Below are 25,950 nucleotides of genomic sequence, written 5' to 3'. Positions count from 1 at the left end.
GAGCGACACACGAGGTTCGAACTCGTGACCTCAACCTTGGCAAGGTTGCGCTCTACCAACTGAGCTAGTGTCGCAATCAACAACGTTTTACGTCGTTCAGGGCTGCGAATTATAAGAGCATTTTTTTGTGATGCAAGTCCTTCGTGGAAAAAATCCTTAAATTTTTTCCGTTCGATGAAAAAGCGCACAAAGCAGCTAAAAATTCATCGCCCTAGCGCGTGAAATCAATACTAAATCTTAAAAATGGTTTGGCGATAGAACTTAAGTTCTGCAATAGATTCCCGAATATCATCGAGTGCGAGGTGAGTTCCCTGCTTAGAAAAACCTTTCAACACTTCTGGACTCCATCTTCTGGTCAATTCTTTCAAAGTACTGACGTCGATATAACGGTAGTGAAAATAGCCTTCAAGCTCAGGCATATGGCGGTACAAAAAACGACGATCTTGCCCAATGCTGTTACCGCAGATTGGCGATACTCCTTTAGGTACCCACTTTTCTAAGAAAGCGATGGTTTGTTCAACCGCCTCTTGCTCAGTAATTTGACTACCACGCACTCGCTCTACGAGACCACTACCCGTGTGTGTATTGGTACACCACTCATCCATTTTTGCGAGTTCCTCTTCTGACTGATGAATCGCAAGTACCGGTCCTTCGGCTAAAATGTTTAGCTCGCTATCGGTGACGATAGACGCTATTTCAATAATTTTATGAACGTCAGGATCCAAGCCTGTCATCTCAAGATCGATCCAAATTAAGTTCTGATCGCTAAAGGACATAGATGAGTTGCCTATTTGTTTGCTGCTAAAAGAGGTACTATACCTCAAAATAGTGATAACAAGATACTTCGATAATGTAGCGAAAGTCGTCATACTTAGCTCGTTATCAGCGAACAAATAAAGTAGATATCGTGGCAAAAAAGAAGAAGTTAACTCAGGGTCAAGTACGTCGTGTACGCGACAACCAACAAAAAAGACTGAAGAAACAAGCCGACACCATTCAATGGGATGAAGCAATGTTGGGTGATAGCCGTAGAGGGCTAGTGATCACACGTTTCGGTCAACACGCAGATATTGAAGATGCCGAAACAGGGCTGATTGAGCGCTGTAATTTGCGTCGTGGTATTGAATCACTGGTTTCCGGTGACAAGGTCATTTGGCGCAAAGGCTTAGAGTCAATGGCCGGAATTTCAGGCGTGGTTGAAGCTGTAGAGCCGCGTACTTCAGTGTTAACTCGACCTGACTATTATGATGGTTTAAAACCCGTTGCGGCCAATATTGATCAAATGGTTATTGTCTCATCGGTGCTGCCAGAGTTGTCACTCAATATCATTGATCGCTACTTGATTGCGGCAGAGACCCTTGGTATCGAGCCGCTGTTGGTGTTAAACAAAATCGATTTGTTGCAAGAAGCCGAGCTCGCTACGTATCGTGAGTGGTTGGCTGACTATGAGAAAATTGGCTACAAGATCCTTTATGTGAGCAAACGCTCTGGCGCTGGCATTGCAGAGCTCGAAGCGCAATTGCAAGATCGCATCAATATCTTCGTCGGACAATCAGGCGTGGGGAAATCGAGCTTGGTGAATGCGCTCATTCCTGAGCTGGATATTGAAGAAGGGGAAATCTCCGAGCTATCCGGTTTGGGCCAACATACGACAACAGCAGCACGCCTCTATCACATTCCGTCAGGTGGTAACTTGATCGACTCTCCAGGGGTTCGTGAGTTTGGGCTCTGGCACTTGGAGCCAGAAGAAATCACCAAAGCCTATCTTGAGTTTCGTCCTTACTTGGGCGGCTGCAAGTTCCGAGATTGCAAGCACGCGGATGATCCAGGCTGTATCATTCGTGAGGCTGTAGAAAATGGTGAGATCAGCGAAGTACGCTACGATAATTACCATCGCATTATTGAAAGCATGGCGGAGAACAAAGCCAATCGCCAATATTCGCGCAATAAGAAAGCGGACTTATAACGCGTATTGTTGTGTAAGTTTTCGTCACCGATTACTGACAAGTGGAATAATTTTCAGTAACATCACGCGCCCGAAACAAGAATCAAACAGACATCATCGGTATTTATAATGGATAAGATTAAAGTTGGACTGCAGTATTGGATCCCACAACATGGCCTGACTCGCCTAGTGGGTAAATTGGCTTCCGCCAAAGCAGGCAGCCTGACCACAGCGATCATTCGCTGGTTTATCAAGCAGTACAACGTCAATATGGACGAAGCGAAACACGCCGATCCTAAACACTACAAGACGTTCAATGAGTTCTTTGTGCGTGAGCTAAAAGAAGGCGCACGTCCAATTGCTGAAGGTGATGCGATCATTACCCACCCAGCGGATGCTTGTGTCAGCCAGTTTGGCCCTATTACCAACGGCCAATTGATTCAAGCGAAAGGGCATGACTTCTCCGCTCAAGAGCTGTTAGGCGGTGATGCTGCTCTTGCTGAAGAATTTAAAGACGGTAGCTTCGCGACGTTGTATCTGTCACCTCGTGATTACCACCGTGTACACATGCCATGCGATGGTACTCTGCGCCAAATGATTTACGTTCCTGGTGATCTTTTCTCGGTGAATCCTCTGACAGCAGAGAATGTACCCAACCTATTTGCTCGCAATGAGCGCGTGGTATGTATCTTTGATACTGAGTTTGGTCCTATGGCTCAAGTGCTTGTTGGTGCGACTATTGTTGGTAGTATTGAACAAGTATGGGCGGGTACCATTACCCCACCTCGTGGCAATACGGTATACAAATGGGATTATCCAGCTTCTGGTAACCATGCGGTTATCTTGAAGAAGGGCGAAGAAATGGGTCGCTTCAAACTCGGATCAACCGTCATTAACCTTTTTGCCAAAGACGCGATTCGCTTTGATGAGTCGATGGCCAATGGCCAACCAACGGTAATGGGCACCCCATACGCCCACCAGCAATAAGTTTATTTTTAGCCCCAACAACCGTTGGGGCTTTTTCTTGACGAAAAACAAAACTCTTCATAAAAAATCAACGGAATTCAGAAACTTCAACCCGCCTCTAAGATGTTCTTTGCACAATGAATTAACCTAAGTTTTCACGTGAAATCTTGAGGTGTGATGAATGCAGAAATTGAACATGACTGTGGTATGGAAGCTGCTGGTTTGTTTTGCGCTCCCTATCGGCATTTTGTTAATGCCCATCGATGCGATTCCTATCGATGATTTGACGCTCATTCAGCATCGACTACTGGCCATCTTTCTACTTGCAGCCTTACTTTGGGTTTTAGAGCCCGTGCCCGTTTTTGCCACTTCAATTCTGATCATCGCCCTCGAGCTGATCATGATTTCCGATAAAGGATTACATCTGTTCCGTACCCCGCCCGCCGGACACGATCTCGGTGAGTTGATTGGTTATACCGACATTTTTTCTGCGTTTTCCTCGCCAATCATCATCCTTTTCATGGGCGGATTTGCACTCGCCATTGCCGCATCAAAATACGAGTTAGATAACAACCTCGCTCGGGTACTGCTCAAGCCTTTTGGCCAGCAACCCAAATTCATTATGTTGGGATTGATGCTGATTACCGCCGTGTTTTCGATGTTTATGTCCAATACCGCGACTACGGTCATGATGCTGGCGTTATTGGGGCCCATCGTTGCCTCGGCACCGAAAGGCGATTTGGGCATTAAAGCGCTAGTATTGTGCATCCCAATTGCGGCGAACACGGGTGGTATTGCGACCCCGATTGGTACCCCGCCCAACGCCATTGCATTGCAATATTTAACTGGAGAAAACAGCATCGACTTTCTCAGCTGGATGGCAATGGGTTTACCCTTTGTTCTTGTTCAGTTGACCATTGCTTGGCTTTTATTACAGAAACTCTTTCCTTCTAGCGAAGCGAAAATGACGCTGAAATTAGACGGCAAGTTCAAGAAAAGCTGGCGTGCCGTAGTGGTGTATGTCACGTTTGCCGCCACGATTTTGCTATGGATGACCACGCAATTGCACGGCATGAATACCTATGTAGTGGCCATCATTCCGCTGGCAGTGTTTACATTGACGGGCATTATGGGCAAAGAAGAACTCAAGCTGATCAACTGGGACGTACTTTGGCTGGTCGCGGGGGGGATTGCCATTGGTATCGGCTTGGAAAAAACCGGGCTGGCGAAAGCCTTAGCGCATGCGATCAATTATGAAGCTTTGTCGCCTTTTGCCATCATCGTATCGCTCTCCTTAGTCTGCTGGCTCATGGCGAACTTTATGTCCAATACCGCGACCGCCAACTTGTTGATGCCAATCGCGGCCGCCATCGGTACCTCAATGAGCAGTTTAGAAGCCGTCGGAGGCTTACAAGGCTTGCTGGTGGTGGTGGCATTCTCAGCCTCGCTCGGGATGATTCTTCCTGTGTCAACGCCTCCCAACTCTCTGGCTTACTCTACCGGCCTAATCGAGAGCAAGGACATGGCAAAAGTGGGCTTGCTGATCGGTGTGATTGGCTTAGCCATCGTCTATGGGGCCGTTTTGATTCTCGCTTAATTGAGAGAGGATAATGAGAAAGCACGACCACAAGGCGGAGAAAGTCACGTCTGTGCTTTGCCAAGATGATAACTTGAGGCATATTGTCGATCTCTTCAATTAGGGATCACACAATCAATGGGATTTGAATGGCTTGCACTGGCCGCAGCACTACTGTGGGCGATCGCCAGTTTACTTTCGGTCACGCCGGCTCAACATTTGGGGTCGTTTGCTTACAGTCGTTGGCGAATGGGATGCACGGCGGTCATGCTCTCCAGTATGGCTCTGTTTACCGGAGGCTGGTCGAGTGTCATGGCAGAGCACATCACGCCCATGATGTTTTCAGGCTTAATTGGCATCTTTATTGGCGATACCGCGCTATTTGCTTGCTTAAATCGTATGGGACCTCGCCAAGCGGGCTTGCTCTTCTCTTGCCATGCCGTCTTTTCCGCCATTCTCGGTTACTTTCTATTTAGCGAAAGCATGACGTCAATAGAGCTACTCGGATCGCTGCTGGTGTTTTCCGGCGTTGTTCTGGCGATCTTTTTTGGCCGACGTGGACAAAGTCAGAATGCACTGGAAACCGTCAAAGGTGCAGCTTGGATCGGCATCGCCTTGGGGTTACTGGCGGCTCTATGCCAAGCACTAGGGGGCATTATTGCCAAGCCAGTGATGCAGACTGACATCGATCCTGTCGCAGCATCGGCGATTCGTATGATCAGCGCTTTTGTGGCACATTGCCTCCTACGAGCCACCGGCGCAAAAATTTCTCGGGCAACACAAAAAATGAATGGGCGCATCTTTACCATTACCGCCATTAACGGCTTTCTCGCCATGGCGGTTGGTATGACGTTGATCCTGTACGCTTTGCGCGATGGGAATGTCGGAATGGTCGCCTTGCTCTCCTCGACAACCCCAATCATGTTATTGCCAATACTGTGGATCTACACCAAACAACGCCCCAATCGTTACGCGTGGCTTGGTGCCTTCGTCGCGGTGGCGGGGACAGCCATCTTAGTTCAGTGACGCACAGAGACAAAAAAGCCCGAGTCATGCTCGGGCTTTCATTTAGCTGTTTAGGCTTACTTAACCAATACTTGGCCAGTCATCTCTGCTGGAATCTCTAGACCCGCTAGAGACAGCATGGTTGGTGCTAAGTCAGACAGTTTACCGCCTTCCTTGAACTCAACCGCTTTGTCACCGACGTAGATAAGTGGTACTGGTAGGCTAGTGTGAGCGGTGTGGATACCGCCGGTTTCTGGGTCAACCATCATTTCTGCGTTACCGTGGTCTGCAGTGATCAATAGCTGACCACCCACTTCTTTGATCGCTTCAACCACTTGGCCAACGCTTGCATCCAGCGCTTCAATCGCTTTTTCTGCAGCTTCATAAACGCCAGTGTGGCCAACCATGTCCGCATTCGGGTAGTTACAGATAATGGTGTCGTACTTACCAGATTTGATCGCCGCCACCATTTTCTCAGTCAGCTCAGTTGAGCTCATTTCTGGTTGAAGGTCATAAGTCGCCACTTTAGGAGAAGCGACAAGCTGACGCTCTTCACCTGCAAATTCCGTTTCCACACCACCGTTGAAGAAGAAGGTCACGTGTGCGTATTTCTCAGTTTCAGAAATACGTAGCTGCGTTTGACCCTGCTTAGACAACCACTCACCGTAGGTGTTTTCTAGCGATGCAGGTGGGAATGCGATAGCAAGAGGAATGTCGGCTGCGTATTGAGTCAGCATCACAAAGTTCACTGCTGGGAATGCTGCACGTTCAAAGCCAGCGAAATCAGCGACGAAGGTACGGGTGATTTGACGTGCACGGTCTGCACGGTAATTCATGAAGATCACCGCATCGCCATCTTGCATTGCTGCACTTTCTTGGCCTTCCGTTTTGATTTCTGTCGCTTTAACGAACTCATCGTTTTCACCACGCTCATACGCGGCAGCAAGACCTGCTACTGCTGAGTCATAAGTGAAGTCTGCCTTCGCTTGAGTAAGAAGATCGTAAGCCACTTGAACGCGATCCCAGTTGTTGTCACGGTCCATGGCGTAGTAACGACCCACCAAAGATGCCACGCGGCCTTTACCTAGCTTAGCGAATAGATCTTGGAAGCGTTGTAGAGAACCTTCTGCACTACGTGGTGGTGTATCACGACCATCAAGGAAGCAGTGTAGGTAAATCTTCTCAGCGCCACGCTCTGCTGCCATTTCTACCGCAGCAAGAATGTGGTCTTCGTGTGAGTGAACACCACCAGGAGACATCAGACCCATGATGTGAACCGCTTTTTCCGCTTTCACTGCAGTATCAATCGCTTCAACAAGCGCTGCCGTTTGCTGGAATTCACCATCTAGGATTGATTTCGTGATACGAGTGAGATCTTGGTAAACCACGCGACCTGCGCCAATGTTGGTGTGACCCACTTCAGAGTTACCCATTTGGCCGTCAGGCAGACCGACATCCATGCCAGAAGCAGAGATAAGCGTGTTTGGTTGATTCGCAATCAGCGCGTCCATAACTGGGGTTTTTGCGTTTGCGATAGCGTTGCTTGCTGTGTCTTCACGGTAACCGTAACCGTCAAGGATAACTAGAGCCAAAGGCTTCTTAGCAGACATAGTGATGACCTCGTCAAATTTCAGTAACTTTCGGCACTTAGGGCTCATTCCCTGTTTGCCTTGAAACAAAACTAGCGTAATTTTACTACACTTTTTAAGCAAAACTGTAGGGTAAGATCAAATTATGTTGGCGAACCCCCGTTGTATTCTTACAGGCCATAAAGAAAAAGGCGCTTAACCAACCACCAATTATAGTTTCGCTTGGGCAGAAAGATTTCATTGCCATTATAATCCACCACTTCGACTCTTTTCTAAAGTCGATATCGCCAATCACTTCGATAGCCCAAACCGACATGAGGCGAGATAAGATCCCATTTATTGGTTAGAAAGTTTTAACTCACTCGCCACTCGCGACTAACCTCGTTATACTCCTTGCCACTTTATTTTTCCGCTTATGGTTCGAGAGCAAACAAGATGCAAGAGTACATCGACTTTATTCAGCAAAATATGATCATGTTTTTGGCATGGGTTGGCCTAGTGATCGCCGTGATAATGAGCTTCGTGAAATCGGCTACCGCCGCGTACAAGATCATTACTGTCAACGAACTTACCGCATTGGTAAACCGTGAAAACGGCCAAGTGATCGATATTCGTGCGAAAGACGAGTTCAAAAAAGGTCACATCACCGACGCAGTTCACATTTTGCCATCAGACATCAAGAACGGTAACTTCGGTAGCCTTGAAAACCGTAAATCTGACCCAATCATCGTAGTATGCAAAACAGGCCAAACCGCGCAAGAAAGCGCTAACCTGTTGGCTAAAGCGGGTTTTGAAAACGTCAGCGTATTGAAAAACGGTCTGATTTCGTGGAGCGAAGCGAACTTACCTTTGGTACGTAGCAAACGTTAATCCCCACTAAAACCCGTCAGATAACTGGTTATTATCAAAGCAGTTAATCATCTAAGTTGTGATACTTGGCACGTAATGACGGGTTGATCTGGTCATTGATGAATGGCTCGGTTAGTCTCAGGGCAGACACATTCAAGACTTGAAGCGACAAGTCTGATTTAACGAATATTGAAGGATTTAAAAATGGCTGAAGCAGCACCACAAGATACCCAACAACACTTTGCTATCCAACGTATCTTCCTAAAAGATGTTTCTTTCGAAGCGCCAAACTCACCAGTCATGTTCCAAAAAGAGTGGAACCCAGATGTGAAACTGGATCTCGATACGCAAAGCCGTGAGCTAGGTGAAGGCGTTTACGAAGTCATTCTACGTTTGACGGTCACCGTGAAAAACGCAGAAGAAACGGCATTCCTATGTGAAGTGCAACAAGGCGGTATCTTCACAGCAGAGAAGATGGAAGCAGGTCAATTGGCTCACTGCCTAGGTGCATTCTGTCCAAACATCCTATTCCCATATGCGCGTGAAACCATTTCAAGCCTAGTGGTGAAAGGTACGTTCCCTCAACTGAACCTAGCGCCAGTAAACTTTGATGCGCTGTTCATGAACTACCTACAACAGCAAGCTGCACAACAAGGTGCAGAACAAGCTTAATTCCGTATGGAATTCCCCTCTCACTGGCCACAGTGAAAGGCATTAAAAGAAATGCACATGCATCCTAAAACACGATGTTATGTGCATTTTTTATTGGATCTAACTTAGGTAAGCGATACCCAAGCTCGCTTTAATGAGGGTATACTCTGCCAATCATCATGAAACCAACCATCAGGTAAACGCATGACTCAAACACTGGTTAATAACGCCTACGGCAAAGAGATTTCAATGACTGTGATCGGCGCAGGTTCGTACGGCACATCATTAGCAATCTCACTTTCACGTAACGGTGCCAACGTTGTCCTTTGGGGACATGAACCAGAGCATATGGCTAAGCTCGAGGCGGATCGCGCAAACCACGAATTCCTGCCCGGTATTGAGTTCCCACCGAGCCTGATTGTGGAATCCGATTTAGCAAAAGCCGTGCAAGCGAGCCGAGATCTGTTGGTTGTCGTACCAAGCCATGTGTTTGGTATTGTGCTCAATAGCTTAAAACCCTATCTGCGTGATGATTCTCGTATCTGCTGGGCCACCAAAGGTCTTGAACCTGAAACCGGTCGCCTTCTAAAAGACGTCGCGTTTGATGTACTGGGTGAACACTACTCCTTGGCCGTGTTGTCAGGCCCAACCTTTGCCAAAGAGCTGGCTGCAGGCATGCCAACTGCGATTTCAGTCGCCTCACCAGATGCGCAGTTTGTCGCAGACCTACAGGAAAAAATCCACTGCAGCAAAACCTTCCGTGTTTATGCCAACAGTGATTTCACTGGCATGCAACTCGGTGGCGCGGTGAAAAACGTCATCGCCATTGGTGCAGGGATGTCTGACGGAATTGGCTTCGGTGCCAATGCTCGTACCGCATTAATCACTCGTGGTTTGGCGGAAATGTGTCGTTTGGGGGCTGCGCTTGGAGCACAACCAGAAACCTTTATGGGCATGGCAGGTTTGGGCGATCTGGTGCTGACGTGTACCGACAACCAATCACGTAACCGCCGCTTTGGTCTTGCACTTGGGCAAGGAAAAGACGTCGATACGGCGCAAGCGGATATTGGCCAAGTGGTCGAAGGCTACCGCAACACCAAAGAGGTGTGGATGCTGGCACAACGTATGGGCGTTGAGATGCCTATTGTTGACCAAATCTATCAAGTATTATATCAAGGAAAGGATGCGCGCCTGGCAGCGCAAGATCTGCTGGCTCGCGATAAGAAATCCGAAGGAAAATAAGGACACTTTGGCCCCATTCCAAAGTAGTGAGAATACGCCATGAAACACTGTGAAAAACAAAAAGTCTGGCAGAGCATTGTCAAAGAAGCCCGTGAGCTATCGGAGCAAGAGCCGATGCTTGCCAGTTTTTATCACGCCACCATCATCAAGCATGAAAGCTTGTGTGCTGCGTTGAGCTACATTTTAGCCAATAAGCTGAACACAGCCTCCATGCCGGCGATGGCAGTGCGTGAAGTGGTTGAAGAAGCCTTTGCGGCTGACCCTAACATCACCGATTCTGCCGCCTGCGATATCTGTGCGACGGTGAATCGTGACCCGGCTGTTTCTATGTATTCTATCCCACTGCTTTACCTAAAGGGTTACCATGCCTTGCAAGGCTATCGCGTGGCAAATTGGTTGTGGAAACAAGGCCGCTACGCGCTGGCGACCTATCTGCAGAACCAAATCTCGGTGGCATGCCAAGTGGATATTCACCCTGCTGCTCGTATCGGCAAAGGCATCATGCTGGATCACGCAACAGGTATCGTGATCGGGGAAACCGCTGTCGTCGAAAATGATGTATCCATCCTGCAAGACGTGACGTTAGGTGGTACTGGTAAAGAGTGCGGCGACCGACATCCTAAGATCCGCGAAGGGGTGATGATCGGAGCTGGTGCAAAAATCCTTGGCAATATCGAAGTTGGAGAAGGTGCAAAAATTGGCTCCTGCTCCGTTGTACTTCAACCCGTTCCACCGCATACTACCGTCGCTGGTGTACCCGCACGAATTGTAGGGAGACCGCAATCCGACAAGCCTTCTCTCGATATGGATCAAGGCTTTAACGGGAAATACCCTAACTTCATTGACGGTGACGGCATCTAACAGCGCGCCTAACAAGCGCAATGCTTATTTCATTGATAGCTCAGGAAAGAACGTACGTGGCAAAACAGAAAACCAACAAATCAGGCTTTTTTTTCCTTTCCACCTGCGTTCTTCTTACTTTTCTGAGCTTCCCGACCAATGCGGCGAGTCCAAGTGAGCTACAAGGGGTCAAAAATGAAATTTCTCGCCAGCAAAAAGCCTTATCGAATCAAGAGAAGCAGCTCGACGAGTTGCAAAAATCGCTGCGCAGCCAAGAGACAAGCATCGCGCAATTAGAGAAAGAGATTAAGCAAACTAAGCAAGCGTTGGCCACGGCAAAAGCGAATGTGGGGCAGTTGCAACGCAAAATGGATGAACTTGAAGGTCAAAAGAAAGCGCAAACTGAACGCTTAGAAACCCTAATCCAGACCTACTATGTCACCCAAAGAGCCAATGCCTCTGCCTCATTACTGCAACAGGGCGTCGAAGAAGATCGCATTAGCCAATATTTCCAGCATCTCGCCAAAGCGAGAGCGGAAACCATCAACGAGTTAGAATCCACCAAGAAACAACTTAAACAAAGTCAGCAGCAGTTGCTGAATGAGCAAAGTCAGATCGAATCTTTACTCAAGCAACAATCGACGAAACACGAACAACTGGCGAAAACTCAAGGCCAGCGTAAAAAGACACTCGGTAACATCAAACAAAGTATTTCCAGCGACAAAAACTACCTCGCAGAGCTGCAGCGTAATGAAACTCGTCTGAAAGCAGAAATTGCTAAAGCGGCTAAACGCAATGCCATTCCTATGGACGGTTTGGCCAAACAAGCCGGGAAGCTCCCTTGGCCATTAAAAGGCTCAATACTGCACCAATTCGGAACCAAACAGACAGGACAAATCAACTGGAAAGGCATTGTTATCGCAGCTCGCTATGGTGAACAAGTCAAGTCGGTTTACCCAGGTACGGTGGTATTTGCTGAGTATTTAAGAGGCTATGGCCTCGTGGTGTTGATAGACCACGGCAAAGGCGACATGACCTTGTATGGCTACAACCAAGCATTGTTGAAAAAAGAAGGCGACAAAGTCACCGCTGGCGAAGTGATCGCCCTTGCTGGCGACACGGGAGGGCAAGATCGAGCTTCACTCTATTTCGAAATTCGCCGCAATAGTGAAGCGCAAAACCCGCGTAACTGGCTGGTCCGTTGAGGTGTGAACCTCAATCCTCGCCAGCAAAATAGGAGCCAAGGCTCCCATTTTTCGTTCGCGTTGCCACCTAGTAGTAGGCTTCCACCACCTCAATAAAACGAGGCAATTCTTCTGCGGTTAAGGCATTAATGCCTGCTGCTGCTGCTCGCCCCCCACCCGTGGCAAACGAGCTGCAAATATCACCCGCCCCTTGTTTATTGGTTAACGGAGCACGTAGAGAAACAGTGTAAGTGTCATCTTGATTGCGCGTCAGAACCGCATGAGCTCGCTCTGGTGTCTGATTTGCCAATAAATTACCAAACACCCCACTGATTCGGCGCGACGCTGGCGTATCTGGCAGCTCTATCAAAGCCAACTTGTCACTTTGATGCTTTGGTAACACAGCTTGCGCTACATATAAATCGTGCTCATAGGCTTGTTTTAATCGATGGTAAGGCGAGCTGGCATCGGCAATCACATCGAAAGGAGATGAGTAGGCGAGCAAACTCAAGAACAGCTCAGCGGGGTCAAAATGCAAATCAGCCAACTTCTCGCCATAACCGTTGTAATTGATTAACGTGCCCAACTCGCACAACTGCGCTCTCTGTTGTTCATTCAAACCTGCCTTGATGGCGAGCTCATCAGCGCGCGCGATCAAGTTGTCGCCATACGCGGCGGTAATAGCCCAGTGATGAAAACGTCCGTCCAAAAGCTTATCCACAATCAATGCTGTACAAATGTTGGCATCCAAATCGATATGAGCATCGAGATGGGGGTGAGCCGGAATCTCTCCCGCTTTGTGGTGATCGGCATAAAACAGCTGCGCCCCGGCCACTAAGGCGGCTTGCACTCCAGCAATGTTTTTCTCCATCGAAATATCGAGGATCGTCAAATGATCGCCCGCCTGTGCTGCCACTTTCTCCACCAGCTTGATATCGCGTTTTACACCAGTGACCAACGTCGCGGATCTCGGCTCGGCGAGTCTCAGTTGCAACAAGGCAATAATGCCATCAGCATCGCCATTAAAGATGTCGTAATTCATCGGGGAAGATATCCATATCTGTTTGATTATTTATTGGATATTTTCCGATGTGAGGGAGATAAGTCAACGACCATAAAGTCATGAATGATGCTTTATGGTCATATATAAGAGGGATGTCTTGAATGTGAGATGTTTAGCCGTGCAAGGCGCGCACGCCATCTTCGAGCAGCAGTAACTGCTCCATACCTTGCTCCGTCGCAATCGGCTTCACCACGGCAATCATTTGCAACATGCCTTGCTGTACCATTTGCTCGGTGATCGCAACTTTGGGCGACATAGCGGACTGATACGCTAACCAACTGCACGCAATCAGGTGCAAAGTTCGCACTAAGGACTTGAGTTCATCTTCATTTAATTCAAGTAGTTGAAGGGAAACAAACTCGCGCATAATCGCCACTAGGTTGGCTTGTAGCTTATCTTGAACTTCAATGTATTGTTGATGCAACTCTTCATCGCGAGAGAGGATTTCAGGCAAATTGGCGTAGAAAAAACGGTACTTCCACATCAAGGTGAAGATCGAATCAAGATAGCGCTTCAACAACACCAAACTTTCTTGGTTTTCTTGAACTGGAGTAAAGCGCTCAATCAGTTCTTGCGCATACAAAGCAAAAATTTCGCGCACAATCTCTTGTTTGTTGCGAAAGTGGTAGTAAAGGTTACCTGGGCTAATATCAATATGATCAGCAATATGGTTAGTGGTGATGCTGCGCTCACCGTGCTGATTAAACAGCTCAAGGGCAGCATGCACGATCTTCTCACGTGTTTTCATTATTGTGGTGTAATCCCTTTCTTAGAAAGATAAAACTTGCTCACTGGGCTCGCCTATCTTCCCCTGCTAACCGATCCTATTCCGTGAATAAAATCGTATATTAGGAAAAAGAGAAAAACGACCTAGTCATTGGAGTATATCGATTTCACATTTCGAGATCGATAAACGCAATAGAGCTTATACGTTAGTAAGCCTAGTATAATCCCAGATAAGTTCGCCAACAGATCAAACCACGAGCTTTCCCTACCGACGTAAGCTTGTGCCAATTCGATCCCTCCGCTAAAGAGCAAAATAGCGAAAGCAGCCACACCACGTTGCCACCAATGCCTTACACTGACTGCTGCGAGCAGCGAGAAACAGCTGTACGCCATGAAATGCTGCAGCTTATCTAGGTTCGGAATGTCGCCCCAATCTTGTAATCCGCTCGAAGAACGTAATGATAAAAATGCGATTAAGGACGCATAAATAAGCAACAAATACCGTTTTTTCATAGCGATTCTCACGCAATAGGAAAAGGAAAAGCGGTGATCTCATCAATGTGAGTACAACCAAGCGACAACATAATCAAGCGATCAACGCCCAATGCCACTCCCGCGCAAGCCGGTAAGCCCGACTCCAATGCCGCAATCAGATGGTAATCTATCGGTTGTGGAGTCAGCCCCATGTCAATACGCTTCGCGTTGTCTTGCTCAAATCGTGTCAGCTGTTCTTGTGGGTTGTCGAGCTCATGGAAACCATTGGCTAGCTCAATGCCCTTAAAGTACACCTCAAAACGATCTGCAACACGAGGATCATTCGGGTTAATCTTTGCCAATGCTGCTTGAGAGGCAGGAAAATCATAAACAAATGCCGGCACCTGCTGACCAATCTTTGCTTCCACACCGATGCTAAAGAGCAGTTGTAGCAAGGTATCGCGATCCTCTTCTGGTTCTGCGATATCACTCAAACCCAACCTTGCCGCAACGCTTTTCAGCTCCGCCATGGAGCCTTCTAGCGGACAAACACCCAGCACAGTTAGAAACGCTTGCTGATACGTCATGCGCTCAGCAGTGCCACATTTGAGTATCAGTTGCAGTAAATCATCCATTTCATCCATCAGTTGGTGGTGATCAAAGCCAACGCGATACCACTCCAGCATGGTGAACTCAGGATTGTGGTGACGGCCATTCTCTTCATTACGAAATGCCTTGGCCATTTGGTAAATACAGCCACTTCCAGCCGCCAATAAGCGCTTCATATGGAATTCTGGGCTGGTCATCAAGTGAAGGTGGCGACCTTGAGCATAACCGGGCCCCACAAACTCGGTTTGAAACGTATGCAGATGGATATCGGTAACCGTGGCGTGGCTCATCGCTGGCGTATCCACTTCCAACACCCCTCTCTGGGCAAAAAATTGACGGATATTGGCAATCAAAACGGCGCGTTGACGCAGTTGTTCGATTGATGCGGTCGGTTTCCAATCGGCTTGCATTTTTGACTCTCAACTCAATAACTCTGCGGTGGAACTTACCACCTTCTTCAGCCTTTGCAAGCAACTTCTCAAGCGCCATTGAGCACAAAAACAACGTTGTACAAGCTAAAAACAGCAACAAATTGGTTGCGATTATTGATGATAAAAATCATCGGCAACATCCAATTAACACCTTGCCGCTCAAGCAGTTGAATCCTCAAGACAAGCTGCCGTGACAGTTATCACATAACCTATAAATTCTATGCTCATATTTGCATTTCCGAAGCAAAAACCTAAATACATCAATTTTTCTATCACAAAGCTCTTCTACACTGTCACTACTACTTTTGGGGAGTATGCGTTTGCCTACGCCCCTATCTCACAATAACAAGCGGATTTCCGCACTCACACACTGGAGGATAACTGTGCAAACTATCATCACAGATATCGCAGTCATCGGCGCAGGCGGCGCTGGTCTTCGTACTGCTATTGCAGCGGCTGAAGCAAACCCGGATCTGGAAGTAGCCTTAATTTCTAAGGTTTACCCAATGCGTTCCCATACGGTCGCAGCAGAGGGTGGCTCAGCAGCAGTTATCAAGGATGAGGATAGCCTAGACAATCACTTCAACGATACCGTTGGTGGTGGTGACTGGCTTTGTGAACAGGATGTTGTTGAATACTTTGTTGAAAACGCGACGCGCGAAATGATCCAAATGGAGCAATGGGGGTGCCCATGGAGCCGTAAGGAGAATGGCGAAGTCAACGTTCGTCGCTTTGGCGGTATGAAAGTTGAGCGTACGTGGTTTGCGGCAGACAAAACTGGCTTCCACATGCTACACACCCTATTCCAAACTTCGATGAAGTACTCAAACATCAAACGCTTTGATGAGTACTTTGTGGTGGATCTGCTTGTTGATGAAGGTGAAGTTCAAGGCCTGATCGCCATCCATATGGCAGAAGGTGAGTTGGTCACCATCAAAGCAAAATCAGTGGTACTTGCCACAGGTGGTGCTGGTCGTGTTTACCACTGCAATACCAACGGCGGTATCGTAACGGGCGATGGTATGGCCATGGCTTACCGTCACGGCGTTCCTCTACGTGATATGGAATTCGTGCAATACCACCCAACGGGCCTACCAGGCACTGGTATCCTGATGACCGAAGGTTGTCGTGGTGAAGGCGGTATCATTGTCAACAAAAATGGCTACCGTTACTTGCAAGACTACGGCATGGGCCCAGAAACACCGGTTGGCCAGCCGAAGAACAAATACATGGAACTTGGTCCACGTGACAAAGTTTCTCAAGCATTCTGGCATGAGCAGCAGAAAGGCAACACCATCAAGCACCCACTCGGTGACGTGGTACACCTAGACTTGCGCCACCTAGGCGAAGAGTATCTGCAAGAGCGTCTACCGTTCATTTGTGAACTCGCCAAAGCGTATGTCAACGTTGACCCAGCAAAAGAGCCGATTCCAATTCGTCCAACCGTTCACTACACCATGGGTGGTATTGAAACGGACAAACAGTGTGAAACACGCATTAAAGGCCTGTTCGCGGTGGGTGAATGTGCTTCTGTTGGCCTGCACGGTGCAAACCGCCTTGGTTCGAACTCACTAGCAGAATTTGTGGTGTTTGGCCGCGTTGCGGGTGAGCAAGCGGTGAAACGCGCAGCGGAATTCAAGGGCTGGAACGAAGCGTCTATCGCTGCACAAGTGAAAGCGGTTGAAGAGCGCATCGCAGCACTGATGAACCAAGAAGGTGATGAAAACTGGGCTGATATCCGCACGGAAATGGGTCACACCATGGAAGCAGGCTGTGGTATCTACCGCCAAGAAGATCTGATGCAAGCAACGATCGAGAAAATCACTGAACTGAAAGAGCGTTACAAGAAAATCAGCATCAAAGACAAAGGCAAGGTATTCAATACTGACCTTCTCTACGCAATCGAAGTGGGTTACGGCCTAGAAGTGGCGGAAGCAATGGTTCACTCCGCGATTCTACGTAAAGAATCTCGTGGTGCTCACCAACGTCTTGACGACGGCTGTACCGATCGTGATGACGTGAACTTCCTCAAGCACTCTTTGGCTTTCTTCCAAGAAGATCAAGCACCAAACATCAGCTACAGCGACGTGACCATCACTAAGTCTCAGCCTAAAGCACGTTTGTATGGTGAAGCAGCAGAGAAAGCTGCCGCTGAAGAAGCCGCTAAGGCCGCAGAGAAAAACGCAGAGGAGCAAGCATAATGTCGGCAAACCGCATTCAAAAAGTAGACATTCTGCGTTACGACCCAGCAACAGACGCAGAACCTCGTTTTCAGGCTTTCGAAGTCCCGTTTGATGAAACCATGTCGGTACTTGATGCTCTGGGCTACGTCAAAGATCATCTCGACAAAAACCTCTCTTACCGTTGGTCTTGTCGTATGGCGATTTGTGGCTCGTGCGGCATCATGGTCAACGGCGTGCCAAAACTGGCGTGTAAGAGCTTCCTGCGCGACTACCCAGATGGCGTGAAAATTGAGCCATTAGCAAACTTCCCAATCGAGAAAGATTTGATTGTCGATATGACGCCGTTCATCGAGCGCCTAGAAGCGATCAAACCTTACATCATTGGCAACGACCGCAAGCCAGAAGATGGTACTAACCTACAAACCCCTGAACAGCTGGCAAAATACAAGCAGTTCGCGGGTTGTATTAACTGTGGTCTTTGCTACGCAGCGTGTCCGCAGTTCGGTTTGAACCCAGAGTTCATTGGTCCAGCAGCACTGACTTTGGCACACCGCTACAACCTAGATAGCCGTGACAATGGTAAAGCAGAGCGTATGAAGCTAATCAATGGCGAAAACGGTGCGTGGGGCTGTACGTTTGTTGGCTATTGTTCTGAAGTTTGTCCGAAGAATGTTGATCCTGCTGCCGCGGTTAACCAAGGCAAAGTCGAGTCATCAATGGACTTCGTCATTGCAATGCTGAAACCTGATGGTTCACCAAAGAAAGTGGAGGCATAAGAATGAGCAATCGTAAACCTTACGTTCGTGAAGTAAAACGCACTTGGTGGAAAGATCACCCATTCTACCGCTTCTACATGCTACGTGAAGCCACTGTGCTGCCATTGATTCTCTTCACCTTGTTCCTGACTGTCGGTTTGGGTTCTCTGGTGAAAGGGCCAGAAGCTTGGCAAACGTGGTTGAACTTTATGGCGAACCCAGTGGTGATCGCGATTAACATCGTCGCCTTACTCGGCAGCCTACTGCATGCTCACACCTTCTTCAGTATGATGCCTCAGGTCATGCCAATTCGTTTGAAGGGCAAACCTGTTGATAAGAAAATCATCGTGCTCGCTCAGTGGGCGGCGGTGGCATTTATCTCACTGATTGTACTTATCGTGGTGTAAGGAGCTTTAACGATGAAACCGAATTACAACGTAGATAGAGCGCCAAAACGTTCTGATGAGCCAGTTTGGTGGAGCTTGTTTGGTGCAGGTGGTACTTGGTTTGCCATGATCACACCAGTTACTGTTTTGGTGCTGGGTATTCTCGTGCCAATGGGCGTGATCAATGCAGAAGCACTGAGTTACGACCGAGTGGTGAGCTTTGCCACCAGCATCATTGGCGCATTGTTTATCATCGCGACACTGGCCTTACCAATGTGGCATGCGATGCACCGTGTTCACCACGGCATGCATGATCTCAAATTCCACACTGGCGTGGTCGGCAAAATTGCCTGTTACGCGATTGCTGGATTGATTTCAGCATTGGCGGTGGTGTTCATTTTCATGCTGTAAGCATGGCGCACTGAAAAAGAAAAAGCTGGCTTGTCGCCAGCTTTTTTATTGTCATTGCTTCAAGTGGTTTATTTATTGACCACTTTCTTGGTTTGGTCCATCAAACCAAGTGCGCCGAACCCTGTAATGACGTCTAAGTTTGTTTTCAAACCCGTTTCATCGCTACCACCAATGTAGTTCTGTGGCATCTGCACTTGGAAGTTTTGCAGATTATTGTACAGCGAATTGGCCACATCTCGGTTTAGCTCAGCCAAATACACTTCTCGGTTGGCCCCTAATGCCGCGTATTTCGCTTTAAGCACTTCCGCTTCAGCACGACCTTTTTCTAAAATCGCTTTCGCTTCAAACTCAGCAGAAAGTGAGTTGGCTTTTTGAATCGCAAGGTTGGCTTCCGCTATCGCCAGCTCTTTCTCTTTTTCCACTTCCGCAAGACGCTTGGTCTTCTCCACTTCGACGATCTCTCGTTCAGCGATTTGGCGCGCAACTTCCACCTCTTTCTGCTGAGAAATGATCGCCAACTCTTTTTGACGCTGAGCGTCTTGTACTTCACGAGTACGCTGAATTTCTTTACGAAGTTGTTCAGTTTCCGCCTGCGCTTTCGATGTTTCTTGCTCTTGAATGGCTCGAATACGATCAGCCACTAAGCGCTTCTTATCCGCCAGCAATTGGTCCAGCTGCTTTTCAGGCTGAGGATCGCCAATGGTGACCTGAGTCACCTGAATACCGTATTGCTGTAGTGGATTATCTTGGCGAATTGGCTGACCTGTACTATCCAATACTGGTACCGTTTTCCACACTAATTGGTTGGTACGTTGCAATTGGTTGGCATTTGACTGGTCAACGCCAACCGGAGCCAAATCCAACTCTTCCACTTCGACTTGGCGACGCTCGGTCAGATAAATCCCTTCACGTAATTGATCACCCAGTTTCGACTTGAACTGGTTTAAGCCACCTTGGAAAAACTCTTCACCCGTGTACTGGGTAGCGGTTATCACGGTGACGTTACGCGCGTTTTTCACCAACAGTGCATCAATCAGGTTGCTATTGTTGCGAAACTCGCGGTGCATTTTGATTAACGCCTCCGGATCGGTGCTCAACTTAAAGCGGAACGTCACTGGAATTTGCCCTATATACGTATCGGCAAATCGCACTTGCACCGGGTCCAAACGCTGATAGAAATCCTCACCTGCGTTGTTGCCAAACGACACCGTGATCACCTGATCATACTGGGTGATTTTCGATAAAAATGGCATGCGGAAATGAATACCGGGCTCGGTAAACACATCCAACTCACCAGTAATATTGTTCTGGTGCACGTAGCTATAGCCCGCATCGGTCATTAACACCGAGCTATTGATGGTAAGCCCTAGCGCCAACAACGGCACACCAATAATCGCCGTTTTGATGCCACGACGAAGCAACTGACGTCTTTCTTCCACTTTCAAACTTTGTCCTAGGTTTGAGTTGTTCATTATTATTCTCCTTTGCATGGTTGTTTATGAGATAAAACTAAATAAACCAAGGTGTTATCTACCTCATCAACAACAGGTACAAATGTAACAATTTAAGACAGGAAGGAATAGTCGAAAGATTCACCAAAATAATTAACTTTTTCCGAATATTGGACGGAGTTATTATTTTGAACAAAACGCAAAAAAGGTCGCCAAGGCGACCTTTTTAGAAACTATCAGGCTGATATTACTTCACGCGACCCACGTACTCTGAGCTACGTGTGTCAACTTTGATCACTTCACCGATTTGGATGAATAACGGTACACGAACAACAGCACCGGTTGATAGTGTTGCAGGCTTACCACCTGTACCCTGAGTATCACCCTTTAGACCAGGATCGGTTTCAATCACTTCTAACTCAACAAAGTTTGGTGGTGTTACCGCGATAGGGTTACCGTTCCAAAGTGTCAACATACAAGTGTTGTTCTCAACCAACCACTTAACGTTCTCACCAACAGCTTTTGCGTCTGCTGCAATTTGCTCGAACGTTTCGTTGTTCATAAAGTGGTAGAATTCGCCGTCTGAATATAGATAATCTAGGTCGATATCCATTACGTCTGCCACTTCACAAGTGTCACCAGACTTGAATGTTTTCTCTAGCACTTTACCAGAAAGAAGTTTACGAATTTTAACGCGGTTGAACGCTTGGCCTTTACCCGGTTTTACGTACTCATTTTCCAAGATAACGCAAGGCTCGCTATCGATCATGAGTTTTAGGCCGCCTTTAAATTCATTAGTGCTAACTGTAGCCATTTTGTCCTCTTACATTCTTAGAGCTAAATTCAATGCCGCACATAATAACCCGAAAAGTCGAATCTGTTGAGCAAAACTGGCTCAAACAGCTAGCGAATGGGATCTCTGATCCTGCAACCTTGCTCAAAATGTTGGAAATCGATCCAACACCTTGGCAAGACGGGTTCTCAGCTCGTGGATTGTTCGCACAACGCGTGCCGCAAAGTTTTGTCGAAAGAATGGAAAAACGTAATCCGAATGATCCACTCTTGCGCCAAGTGTTACCCGTTAGCGAAGAGCATGAAATCCATCCGGGTTATTCTGTCGATCCCCTTGAGGAGCAAGACAATGCGATTCCTGGCTTACTCCACAAGTACCACAATCGTGCGCTGATGATCGTCAAAGGAGGATGCGCGATTAACTGCCGCTATTGTTTCCGCCGTCACTTTCCTTATCAAGACAACAAAGGCAGCAAAACGGTTTGGCAGCAAAGCCTCGATTACATTGCACAAAATAGCGCACTGAATGAAGTGATCTTTTCCGGTGGCGATCCCTTGATGGCCAAAGATGATGAGTTACAGTGGTTAATCGAACGTATTGCTGACATTCCCCACATCAAGCGACTACGCATTCACTCGCGTTTACCTGTGGTGATACCCGCGCGCATCACTACAGAACTGTGCCAGCTGCTAGAACAAACGCGTTTGCAAGTCATTTTGGTCACGCACATCAACCATGCCAATGAGATCAACGCCGAATTAACCTCGCAACTGCATCGGTTAAAACGCATAGGTGTGACATTATTGAATCAAGGTGTGCTGCTGAAAGGAGTAAATGATAGCGTCGAGGCGCAAGTGCATCTTAGCGAAGCACTGTTTGACGCTGGCATTTTGCCCTATTACTTACATGTGTTGGATAAGGTTCAAGGCGCGGCACATTTTTATGTTTCCGATCAAGAGGCTAAAGCAATTATGCGCGGCTTGATCACGCAAGTGTCTGGCTATCTTGTCCCAACCCTGACTCGAGAAATCGGTGGCCGTCCAAGTAAAACCCCACTGGATCTCTATCTTGAATAACTCACGCTTGTTCATTGCGTTTTCTCTGTTCTTATTTTAGGAAGCCTTTATGTCATTAACCTTAGATTCCCTACTCAATATTGAGCCGTTTAGTTGGGTCGCCTTATTGTGCTGTGCGGTCAATGGGCTCTTAATCGGTGCCGAGCGGCAAACTCGTGGCAAGCCAGTGGGTATTCGAACTTCTATTTTGATTATTTCTGGTACCTACTTTTTTATGTCTATGGCGGTCTACCTCTCGCCGAATACTCTTGATCAAGCCCGTGTGCTTGGACAAATCATTACCGGTGTGGGCTTTTTAGGTGCAGGTGTGATGATGACTCAAGATGGGAAAATTCACGGAGTGACATCCGCCGCCGTTATCTGGGTGTTGGCGTCGATGGGGATGATGATTGGTTTAGGATTGATGCAGCAATCTGTGATCATGACGGTGCTTGCCCTGACAGTGTTGCTCGGCGTCGACAAAGCAGAAAACCGTATTCAAGCGCTGCGCCGAGGCGTTCATCAAAAAATTCAGCAGCGCCGCAGTTCACGCCTGATTAAATAAACCAGTATATGGCTATCTTTGCTCACTGCTAAAAACAAAAACCCCAGACCGTTATTGGCTGGGGTTTCTTTATGCAATCGAGAACTTAACTCTCGATTGAGCTTACTTCGCAAAGTTAATGATTGGGAAGCAAGGGAAGAAACCGTTGTCCGCACAGTTGATTAGGCCAATTTGCACGCCTTCAATTTTTGCGGTTTTGTTGAATACGCCCACCTGAACAGTCGAAGTATCCGAGAAGTTTGCCGCACCCACATCGACCATGGTGTTGCCTTCCGAGTAGTTCACAAAACTCACGTTTGCGCCTTTAACATCATTGGTCAAGTTCACTGCACCAAGGTTAACACCTGTGGTTTGGCCAGTATTCCAGTTGAAGAAACCCAATGACGCACCAGTCATTTCTTGGTTTACTTTCGATGCACCAAAGATACCTAAGTTAACACCTGTTGTTGTGTCGGTTTCAGAGAGACCAACCACCGCTAGATCAACACCTTTCAAGTTATCGACTTTACCGTAGAGTGCGGCAACACGAACACCCGCCACAGCGCTGTCATCTGGCGCGTTAAAGTTATTGATTGAAGAAAACATTACAGGCGTTGCTGCCATTGCCGCTGTTGACGTTAACGCGGTTACCACTGCTGCTGTTAAGATTTTTTTCATTGGTTGAGTCTCCACTGACTATGAGTTGTTAAGTACCGGCGGCGCGATGCCGACTCCCGTACCCATCGACTTATTATGTACGCCGTTCAATTTTGCCAAGTCATTGTTTTGTCAAATGTCTGAATATTTTTTCATCCATTTGACAAAACCATTTTAAAACATTCTATTTTTCATGTACTTACCAAGTTGCATTCATATGCATCTCAGTAGCAGTGTAGAATATGAATCTCATCTTATATCGGATATTGTTCATATTCTTGAATAAACGACACATTCTCAGCGATAAAAAAAAGCTGAGGATCGCTCCTCAGCTTTTTCAAATATTGACAGCGGGTAGGCTGATTACATCATGCCCATGCCACCCATACCGCCCATACCACCCATATCTGGCATACCAGAGTCTTTCTGTGGTAGGTCAGTCACCATTGCTTCAGTGGTGATCATTAGGCCAGCAACCGATGCCGCAAACTGCAGCGCAGAGCGCGTTACTTTTGTTGGGTCTAGGATACCCATCTCTAGCATATCGCCGTATACACCCGTTGCTGCGTTGTAGCCGTATGAACCTTCACCAGCGCGAACATTGTTCGCAACCACGGACTCTTCATCGCCCGCATTCTTGGTAATTTGACGAAGTGGCGCTTCCATAGCACGCAGTGCTACACGGATACCGACGTTTTGCTCTTCGTTGTCGCCTTGTAGGTCTACAATCTTAGAAGCCGCACGGATGAGGGCAACACCACCACCAGCAACAATACCTTCTTCAACCGCTGCGCGAGTTGCGTGTAGTGCATCTTCTACGCGGTCTTTCTTCTCTTTCATCTCAACTTCAGTCGCAGCGCCAACTTTGATAACGGCAACGCCGCCAGCCAGTTTAGCCACACGCTCTTGCAGTTTCTCTTTGTCGTAATCTGACGTTGCATCTTCGATTTGCTGACGAATTTGAGCAACACGGCCTTGAATCATCGCTTCTTCACCCACGCCATCAATGATGGTGGTGTTTTCTTTGGTGATAGAAACACGCTTCGCCTGACCTAGATCTTCTAGAGTTGCTTTTTCAAGCTCAAGACCCACTTCTTCAGAAATCACCGTACCACCTGTTAGGATAGCAATGTCTTGTAGCATAGCTTTACGACGATCACCAAAGCCAGGCGCTTTCACCGCCGCCACTTTCACGATGCCGCGCATGTTGTTCACAACCAGTGTAGCGAGCGCTTCACCTTCCACATCTTCTGCGATGATCAGCAGTGGACGAGAGGCTTTTGCTACCGCTTCAAGTGCTGGTAGAAGTTCGCGAATGTTCGAGATCTTCTTATCAACCAATAGGATGAATGGGCTCTCTAGTTCAACGCTGCCAGACTCTTGATTGTTGATGAAGTATGGTGATAGGTAACCACGGTCAAACTGCATACCTTCAACAACGTCTAGCTCATCGTGCAGCGCTTGACCTTCTTCTACCGTGATAACACCGTCACGGCCCACTTTTTCCATTGCTTCCGCAATGATTTTACCCACGCTTGAATCGGAGTTCGCAGAGATGGTGCCTACTTGCTCGATTTCAGTGCTGGTTGAGCAATCTTTGGATAGCGCTTTCAGTTCTTCAACTGCAGCCGCCACAGCTTTGTCGATACCACGCTTAAGGTCCATTGGGTTCATACCCGCAGCAACCGCTTTAAGACCTTCATTTACGATAGCTTGCGCAAGTACCGTCGCCGTTGTCGTACCGTCACCCGCGACGTCGTTTGCTTGTGAAGCCACTTGCTTCACCATTTGTGCGCCCATGTTTTGGAACTTGTCTTCAAGTTCAATTTCACGCGCGACCGATACACCATCTTTTGTAATCGTTGGTGCACCGAAAGATTTGTCGAGTACCACGTTACGGCCTTTAGGGCCCAGTGTTACTTTTACTGCGTCAGCTAGAATGTTGACACCTTCTAGCATTTTTACGCGAGCGTCATTACCAAATTTAACGTCTTTAGCAGCCATCTTTGATTTCCTTTCTAAATTCTGTTTTGGATTTCGTTTTGAATCAGAGCAAAAAATTACTCAACGATTGCTATTAGTCGACAATAGCCATAATGTCGTTTTCAGACATGATAAGAACTTCTTTACCGTCGATCTTTTCAGTCTTAGTGCCGTAGCTCTCTGCAAAGATAACAGTATCACCAACTTTAACGTCCAGCGGCTGAACAGTGCCGTTTTCTAGAATGCGGCCTTTACCTACAGCTAGAACAACACCGCGAGTTGATTTTTCCGCAGCAGAACCAGTTAAAACGATGCCACCAGCAGATTTAGATTCAACTTCTTGGCGCTCTACGATAACTCGATCATGTAATGGACGAATGTTCATCGGTCGTCTCTCCTGAAAAATTCCATGTTTATTTGATAATTACCCTGAAGCAGGGCTTCTAGGCCTAGTGCTAACTATATAGGGGGTGATCATGACGATCCCAAGGGGGCGTGAGGATTTTTTTGTGACTAAGTTAAAAGTTCCGAGGCTTTGGCAAAGGATTGCTTAAAAACAGCTCGCTCGCCCCTCGCACACAT

At 47.5% G+C, this 25,950-nt stretch carries 26 protein-coding genes and 1 tRNA gene; 15 read left to right on the top strand and 12 right to left on the bottom strand.

All coding sequences use genetic code 11. The annotated features are described in order from the left end of the window. Position 1 precedes the first annotated feature (1 nt). A tRNA-Gly gene (locus PQQ36_RS18290) sits at positions 2-74 on the bottom strand. Positions 75-230: 156 nt separating this feature from the next. Then, entirely contained in the window at positions 231-776 is a 546-nt protein-coding gene (gene orn / locus PQQ36_RS18285; RefSeq protein WP_039554905.1) for an oligoribonuclease, read from the bottom strand. Between the two features lie 131 nt (positions 777-907). On the opposite strand from orn, the gene rsgA reads away from it, so the two are divergent. The 4 genes from rsgA (at position 908) to PQQ36_RS18265 (ending at position 5,513) form a co-directional block, all read left to right on the top strand. Next, the gene (gene rsgA / locus PQQ36_RS18280; RefSeq protein ID WP_011079269.1) at positions 908-1,966 is read left to right on the top strand and encodes a small ribosomal subunit biogenesis GTPase RsgA; all 1,059 of its coding nucleotides are present in this window, start codon (positions 908-910) and stop codon (positions 1,964-1,966) included. Positions 1,967-2,074: 108 nt separating this feature from the next. Continuing rightward, on the top strand, positions 2,075-2,932 hold the full coding sequence (gene asd / locus PQQ36_RS18275; RefSeq protein WP_011079268.1) for an archaetidylserine decarboxylase: 858 nt from the start codon (positions 2,075-2,077) through the stop codon (positions 2,930-2,932). A 160-nt stretch (positions 2,933-3,092) separates the two neighbouring features. Continuing rightward, on the top strand, positions 3,093-4,508 hold the full coding sequence (locus tag PQQ36_RS18270) for an SLC13 family permease (RefSeq protein WP_013570988.1): 1,416 nt from the start codon (positions 3,093-3,095) through the stop codon (positions 4,506-4,508). A 117-nt stretch (positions 4,509-4,625) separates the two neighbouring features. Then, positions 4,626-5,513, top strand: coding sequence for a DMT family transporter (locus tag PQQ36_RS18265; RefSeq protein WP_273662166.1), 888 nt, complete (start codon positions 4,626-4,628; stop codon positions 5,511-5,513). Between the two features lie 56 nt (positions 5,514-5,569). Here the strand turns inward: PQQ36_RS18265 and gpmM are convergent, their stop codons facing one another. After that, the gene (gene gpmM / locus PQQ36_RS18260; RefSeq protein WP_039555328.1) at positions 5,570-7,102 is read right to left on the bottom strand and encodes a 2,3-bisphosphoglycerate-independent phosphoglycerate mutase; all 1,533 of its coding nucleotides are present in this window, start codon (positions 7,100-7,102) and stop codon (positions 5,570-5,572) included. Positions 7,103-7,516: 414 nt separating this feature from the next. Here gpmM and PQQ36_RS18255 point away from each other — a divergent pair, with 414 nt between their 5' ends. From PQQ36_RS18255 to PQQ36_RS18235, 5 genes are all read left to right on the top strand, one after another. Continuing rightward, a complete protein-coding gene (locus PQQ36_RS18255) occupies positions 7,517-7,951 on the top strand; it encodes a rhodanese-like domain-containing protein (protein ID WP_011151335.1) in 435 nt (144 codons plus the stop codon). Positions 7,952-8,134: 183 nt separating this feature from the next. Beyond that, positions 8,135-8,602 carry a protein-export chaperone SecB gene (gene secB / locus PQQ36_RS18250; protein WP_011079263.1) on the top strand — a complete coding sequence of 156 codons (468 nt, stop codon included), beginning with the start codon at positions 8,135-8,137 and terminating at the stop codon, positions 8,600-8,602. A gap of 183 nt (positions 8,603-8,785) precedes the next feature. Continuing rightward, the gene (gene gpsA / locus PQQ36_RS18245) at positions 8,786-9,823 is read left to right on the top strand and encodes an NAD(P)H-dependent glycerol-3-phosphate dehydrogenase (protein ID WP_011079262.1); all 1,038 of its coding nucleotides are present in this window, start codon (positions 8,786-8,788) and stop codon (positions 9,821-9,823) included. Positions 9,824-9,862: 39 nt separating this feature from the next. Then, positions 9,863-10,684 (top strand): serine O-acetyltransferase, encoded by an 822-nt coding sequence (gene cysE, locus PQQ36_RS18240; RefSeq protein WP_011079261.1) that lies wholly within the window; start codon positions 9,863-9,865, stop codon positions 10,682-10,684. A 20-nt stretch (positions 10,685-10,704) separates the two neighbouring features. Then, on the top strand, positions 10,705-11,868 hold the full coding sequence (locus PQQ36_RS18235; protein WP_273662165.1) for a murein hydrolase activator EnvC family protein: 1,164 nt from the start codon (positions 10,705-10,707) through the stop codon (positions 11,866-11,868). A gap of 67 nt (positions 11,869-11,935) precedes the next feature. Here the strand turns inward: PQQ36_RS18235 and PQQ36_RS18230 are convergent, their stop codons facing one another. The 4 genes from PQQ36_RS18230 to epmA all read right to left on the bottom strand — a co-directional run bounded on the left by PQQ36_RS18230 (position 11,936) and on the right by epmA (position 15,129). Then, a complete protein-coding gene (locus PQQ36_RS18230) occupies positions 11,936-12,889 on the bottom strand; it encodes a DHH family phosphoesterase (RefSeq protein ID WP_206626889.1) in 954 nt (317 codons plus the stop codon). 133 nt (positions 12,890-13,022) lie between these two features. Continuing rightward, the gene (locus PQQ36_RS18225) at positions 13,023-13,658 is read right to left on the bottom strand and encodes a TetR/AcrR family transcriptional regulator (protein WP_011079257.1); all 636 of its coding nucleotides are present in this window, start codon (positions 13,656-13,658) and stop codon (positions 13,023-13,025) included. A 122-nt stretch (positions 13,659-13,780) separates the two neighbouring features. Continuing rightward, complete coding sequence (locus tag PQQ36_RS18220) at positions 13,781-14,149, bottom strand: VanZ family protein (protein ID WP_017419739.1); 369 nt, start codon at positions 14,147-14,149, stop codon at positions 13,781-13,783. An 8-nt stretch (positions 14,150-14,157) separates the two neighbouring features. Beyond that, positions 14,158-15,129, bottom strand: coding sequence for an elongation factor P--(R)-beta-lysine ligase (gene epmA, locus PQQ36_RS18215; protein ID WP_011079255.1), 972 nt, complete (start codon positions 15,127-15,129; stop codon positions 14,158-14,160). Between the two features lie 404 nt (positions 15,130-15,533). On the opposite strand from epmA, the gene frdA reads away from it, so the two are divergent. From frdA to frdD, 4 genes are read left to right on the top strand one after another with little or no spacing between them, the layout of a single operon-like run. Continuing rightward, positions 15,534-17,351, top strand: a complete 1,818-nt coding sequence (frdA, locus tag PQQ36_RS18210; RefSeq protein ID WP_011079254.1) for a fumarate reductase (quinol) flavoprotein subunit — start codon at positions 15,534-15,536, stop codon at positions 17,349-17,351. Beyond that, the gene (locus PQQ36_RS18205) at positions 17,351-18,109 is read left to right on the top strand and encodes a succinate dehydrogenase/fumarate reductase iron-sulfur subunit (RefSeq protein WP_011079253.1); all 759 of its coding nucleotides are present in this window, start codon (positions 17,351-17,353) and stop codon (positions 18,107-18,109) included. The genes frdA and PQQ36_RS18205 overlap by 1 nt, the downstream gene beginning before the upstream one ends. Before the next feature lie 2 nt (positions 18,110-18,111). Beyond that, positions 18,112-18,495 carry a fumarate reductase subunit FrdC gene (frdC, locus tag PQQ36_RS18200; protein WP_011079252.1) on the top strand — a complete coding sequence of 128 codons (384 nt, stop codon included), beginning with the start codon at positions 18,112-18,114 and terminating at the stop codon, positions 18,493-18,495. A gap of 12 nt (positions 18,496-18,507) precedes the next feature. Further along, positions 18,508-18,885 carry a fumarate reductase subunit FrdD gene (gene frdD, locus PQQ36_RS18195; RefSeq protein ID WP_011151344.1) on the top strand — a complete coding sequence of 126 codons (378 nt, stop codon included), beginning with the start codon at positions 18,508-18,510 and terminating at the stop codon, positions 18,883-18,885. Between the two features lie 68 nt (positions 18,886-18,953). On the opposite strand, the gene PQQ36_RS18190 is transcribed toward frdD, so the two are convergent. Beyond that, positions 18,954-20,357, bottom strand: coding sequence for an SPFH domain-containing protein (locus PQQ36_RS18190; RefSeq protein ID WP_013570981.1), 1,404 nt, complete (start codon positions 20,355-20,357; stop codon positions 18,954-18,956). A gap of 226 nt (positions 20,358-20,583) precedes the next feature. Continuing rightward, on the bottom strand, positions 20,584-21,150 hold the full coding sequence (gene efp, locus PQQ36_RS18185; protein WP_011079249.1) for an elongation factor P: 567 nt from the start codon (positions 21,148-21,150) through the stop codon (positions 20,584-20,586). A gap of 32 nt (positions 21,151-21,182) precedes the next feature. Here efp and epmB point away from each other — a divergent pair, with 32 nt between their 5' ends. Further along, a complete protein-coding gene (gene epmB / locus PQQ36_RS18180; RefSeq protein WP_011151346.1) occupies positions 21,183-22,205 on the top strand; it encodes an EF-P beta-lysylation protein EpmB in 1,023 nt (340 codons plus the stop codon). A gap of 49 nt (positions 22,206-22,254) precedes the next feature. Continuing rightward, positions 22,255-22,749, top strand: a complete 495-nt coding sequence (locus PQQ36_RS18175; RefSeq protein ID WP_011151347.1) for an MgtC/SapB family protein — start codon at positions 22,255-22,257, stop codon at positions 22,747-22,749. Positions 22,750-22,851: 102 nt separating this feature from the next. Here PQQ36_RS18175 and PQQ36_RS18170 read toward each other — a convergent pair whose 3' ends face one another. From PQQ36_RS18170 to PQQ36_RS18160, 3 genes are all read right to left on the bottom strand, one after another. Next, positions 22,852-23,406: a VC2662 family protein gene (locus PQQ36_RS18170; RefSeq protein ID WP_013570978.1), complete on the bottom strand. Its 555-nt coding sequence runs from the start codon at positions 23,404-23,406 to the stop codon at positions 22,852-22,854. Positions 23,407-23,748: 342 nt separating this feature from the next. Next, a complete protein-coding gene (gene groL / locus PQQ36_RS18165) occupies positions 23,749-25,389 on the bottom strand; it encodes a chaperonin GroEL (RefSeq protein WP_011079245.1) in 1,641 nt (546 codons plus the stop codon). Positions 25,390-25,462: 73 nt separating this feature from the next. After that, positions 25,463-25,753 carry a co-chaperone GroES gene (locus tag PQQ36_RS18160; protein WP_011079244.1) on the bottom strand — a complete coding sequence of 97 codons (291 nt, stop codon included), beginning with the start codon at positions 25,751-25,753 and terminating at the stop codon, positions 25,463-25,465. Positions 25,754-25,950: the final 197 nt, after the last annotated feature.

This window comes from Vibrio sp. CCUG 15886, assembly GCF_028570825.1.
GTDB lineage: Bacteria > Pseudomonadota > Gammaproteobacteria > Enterobacterales > Vibrionaceae > Vibrio > Vibrio vulnificus_B.
Note: the sequence above shows the minus strand (reverse complement) of the source record. Positions and strands in the feature narration are given on the sequence as shown.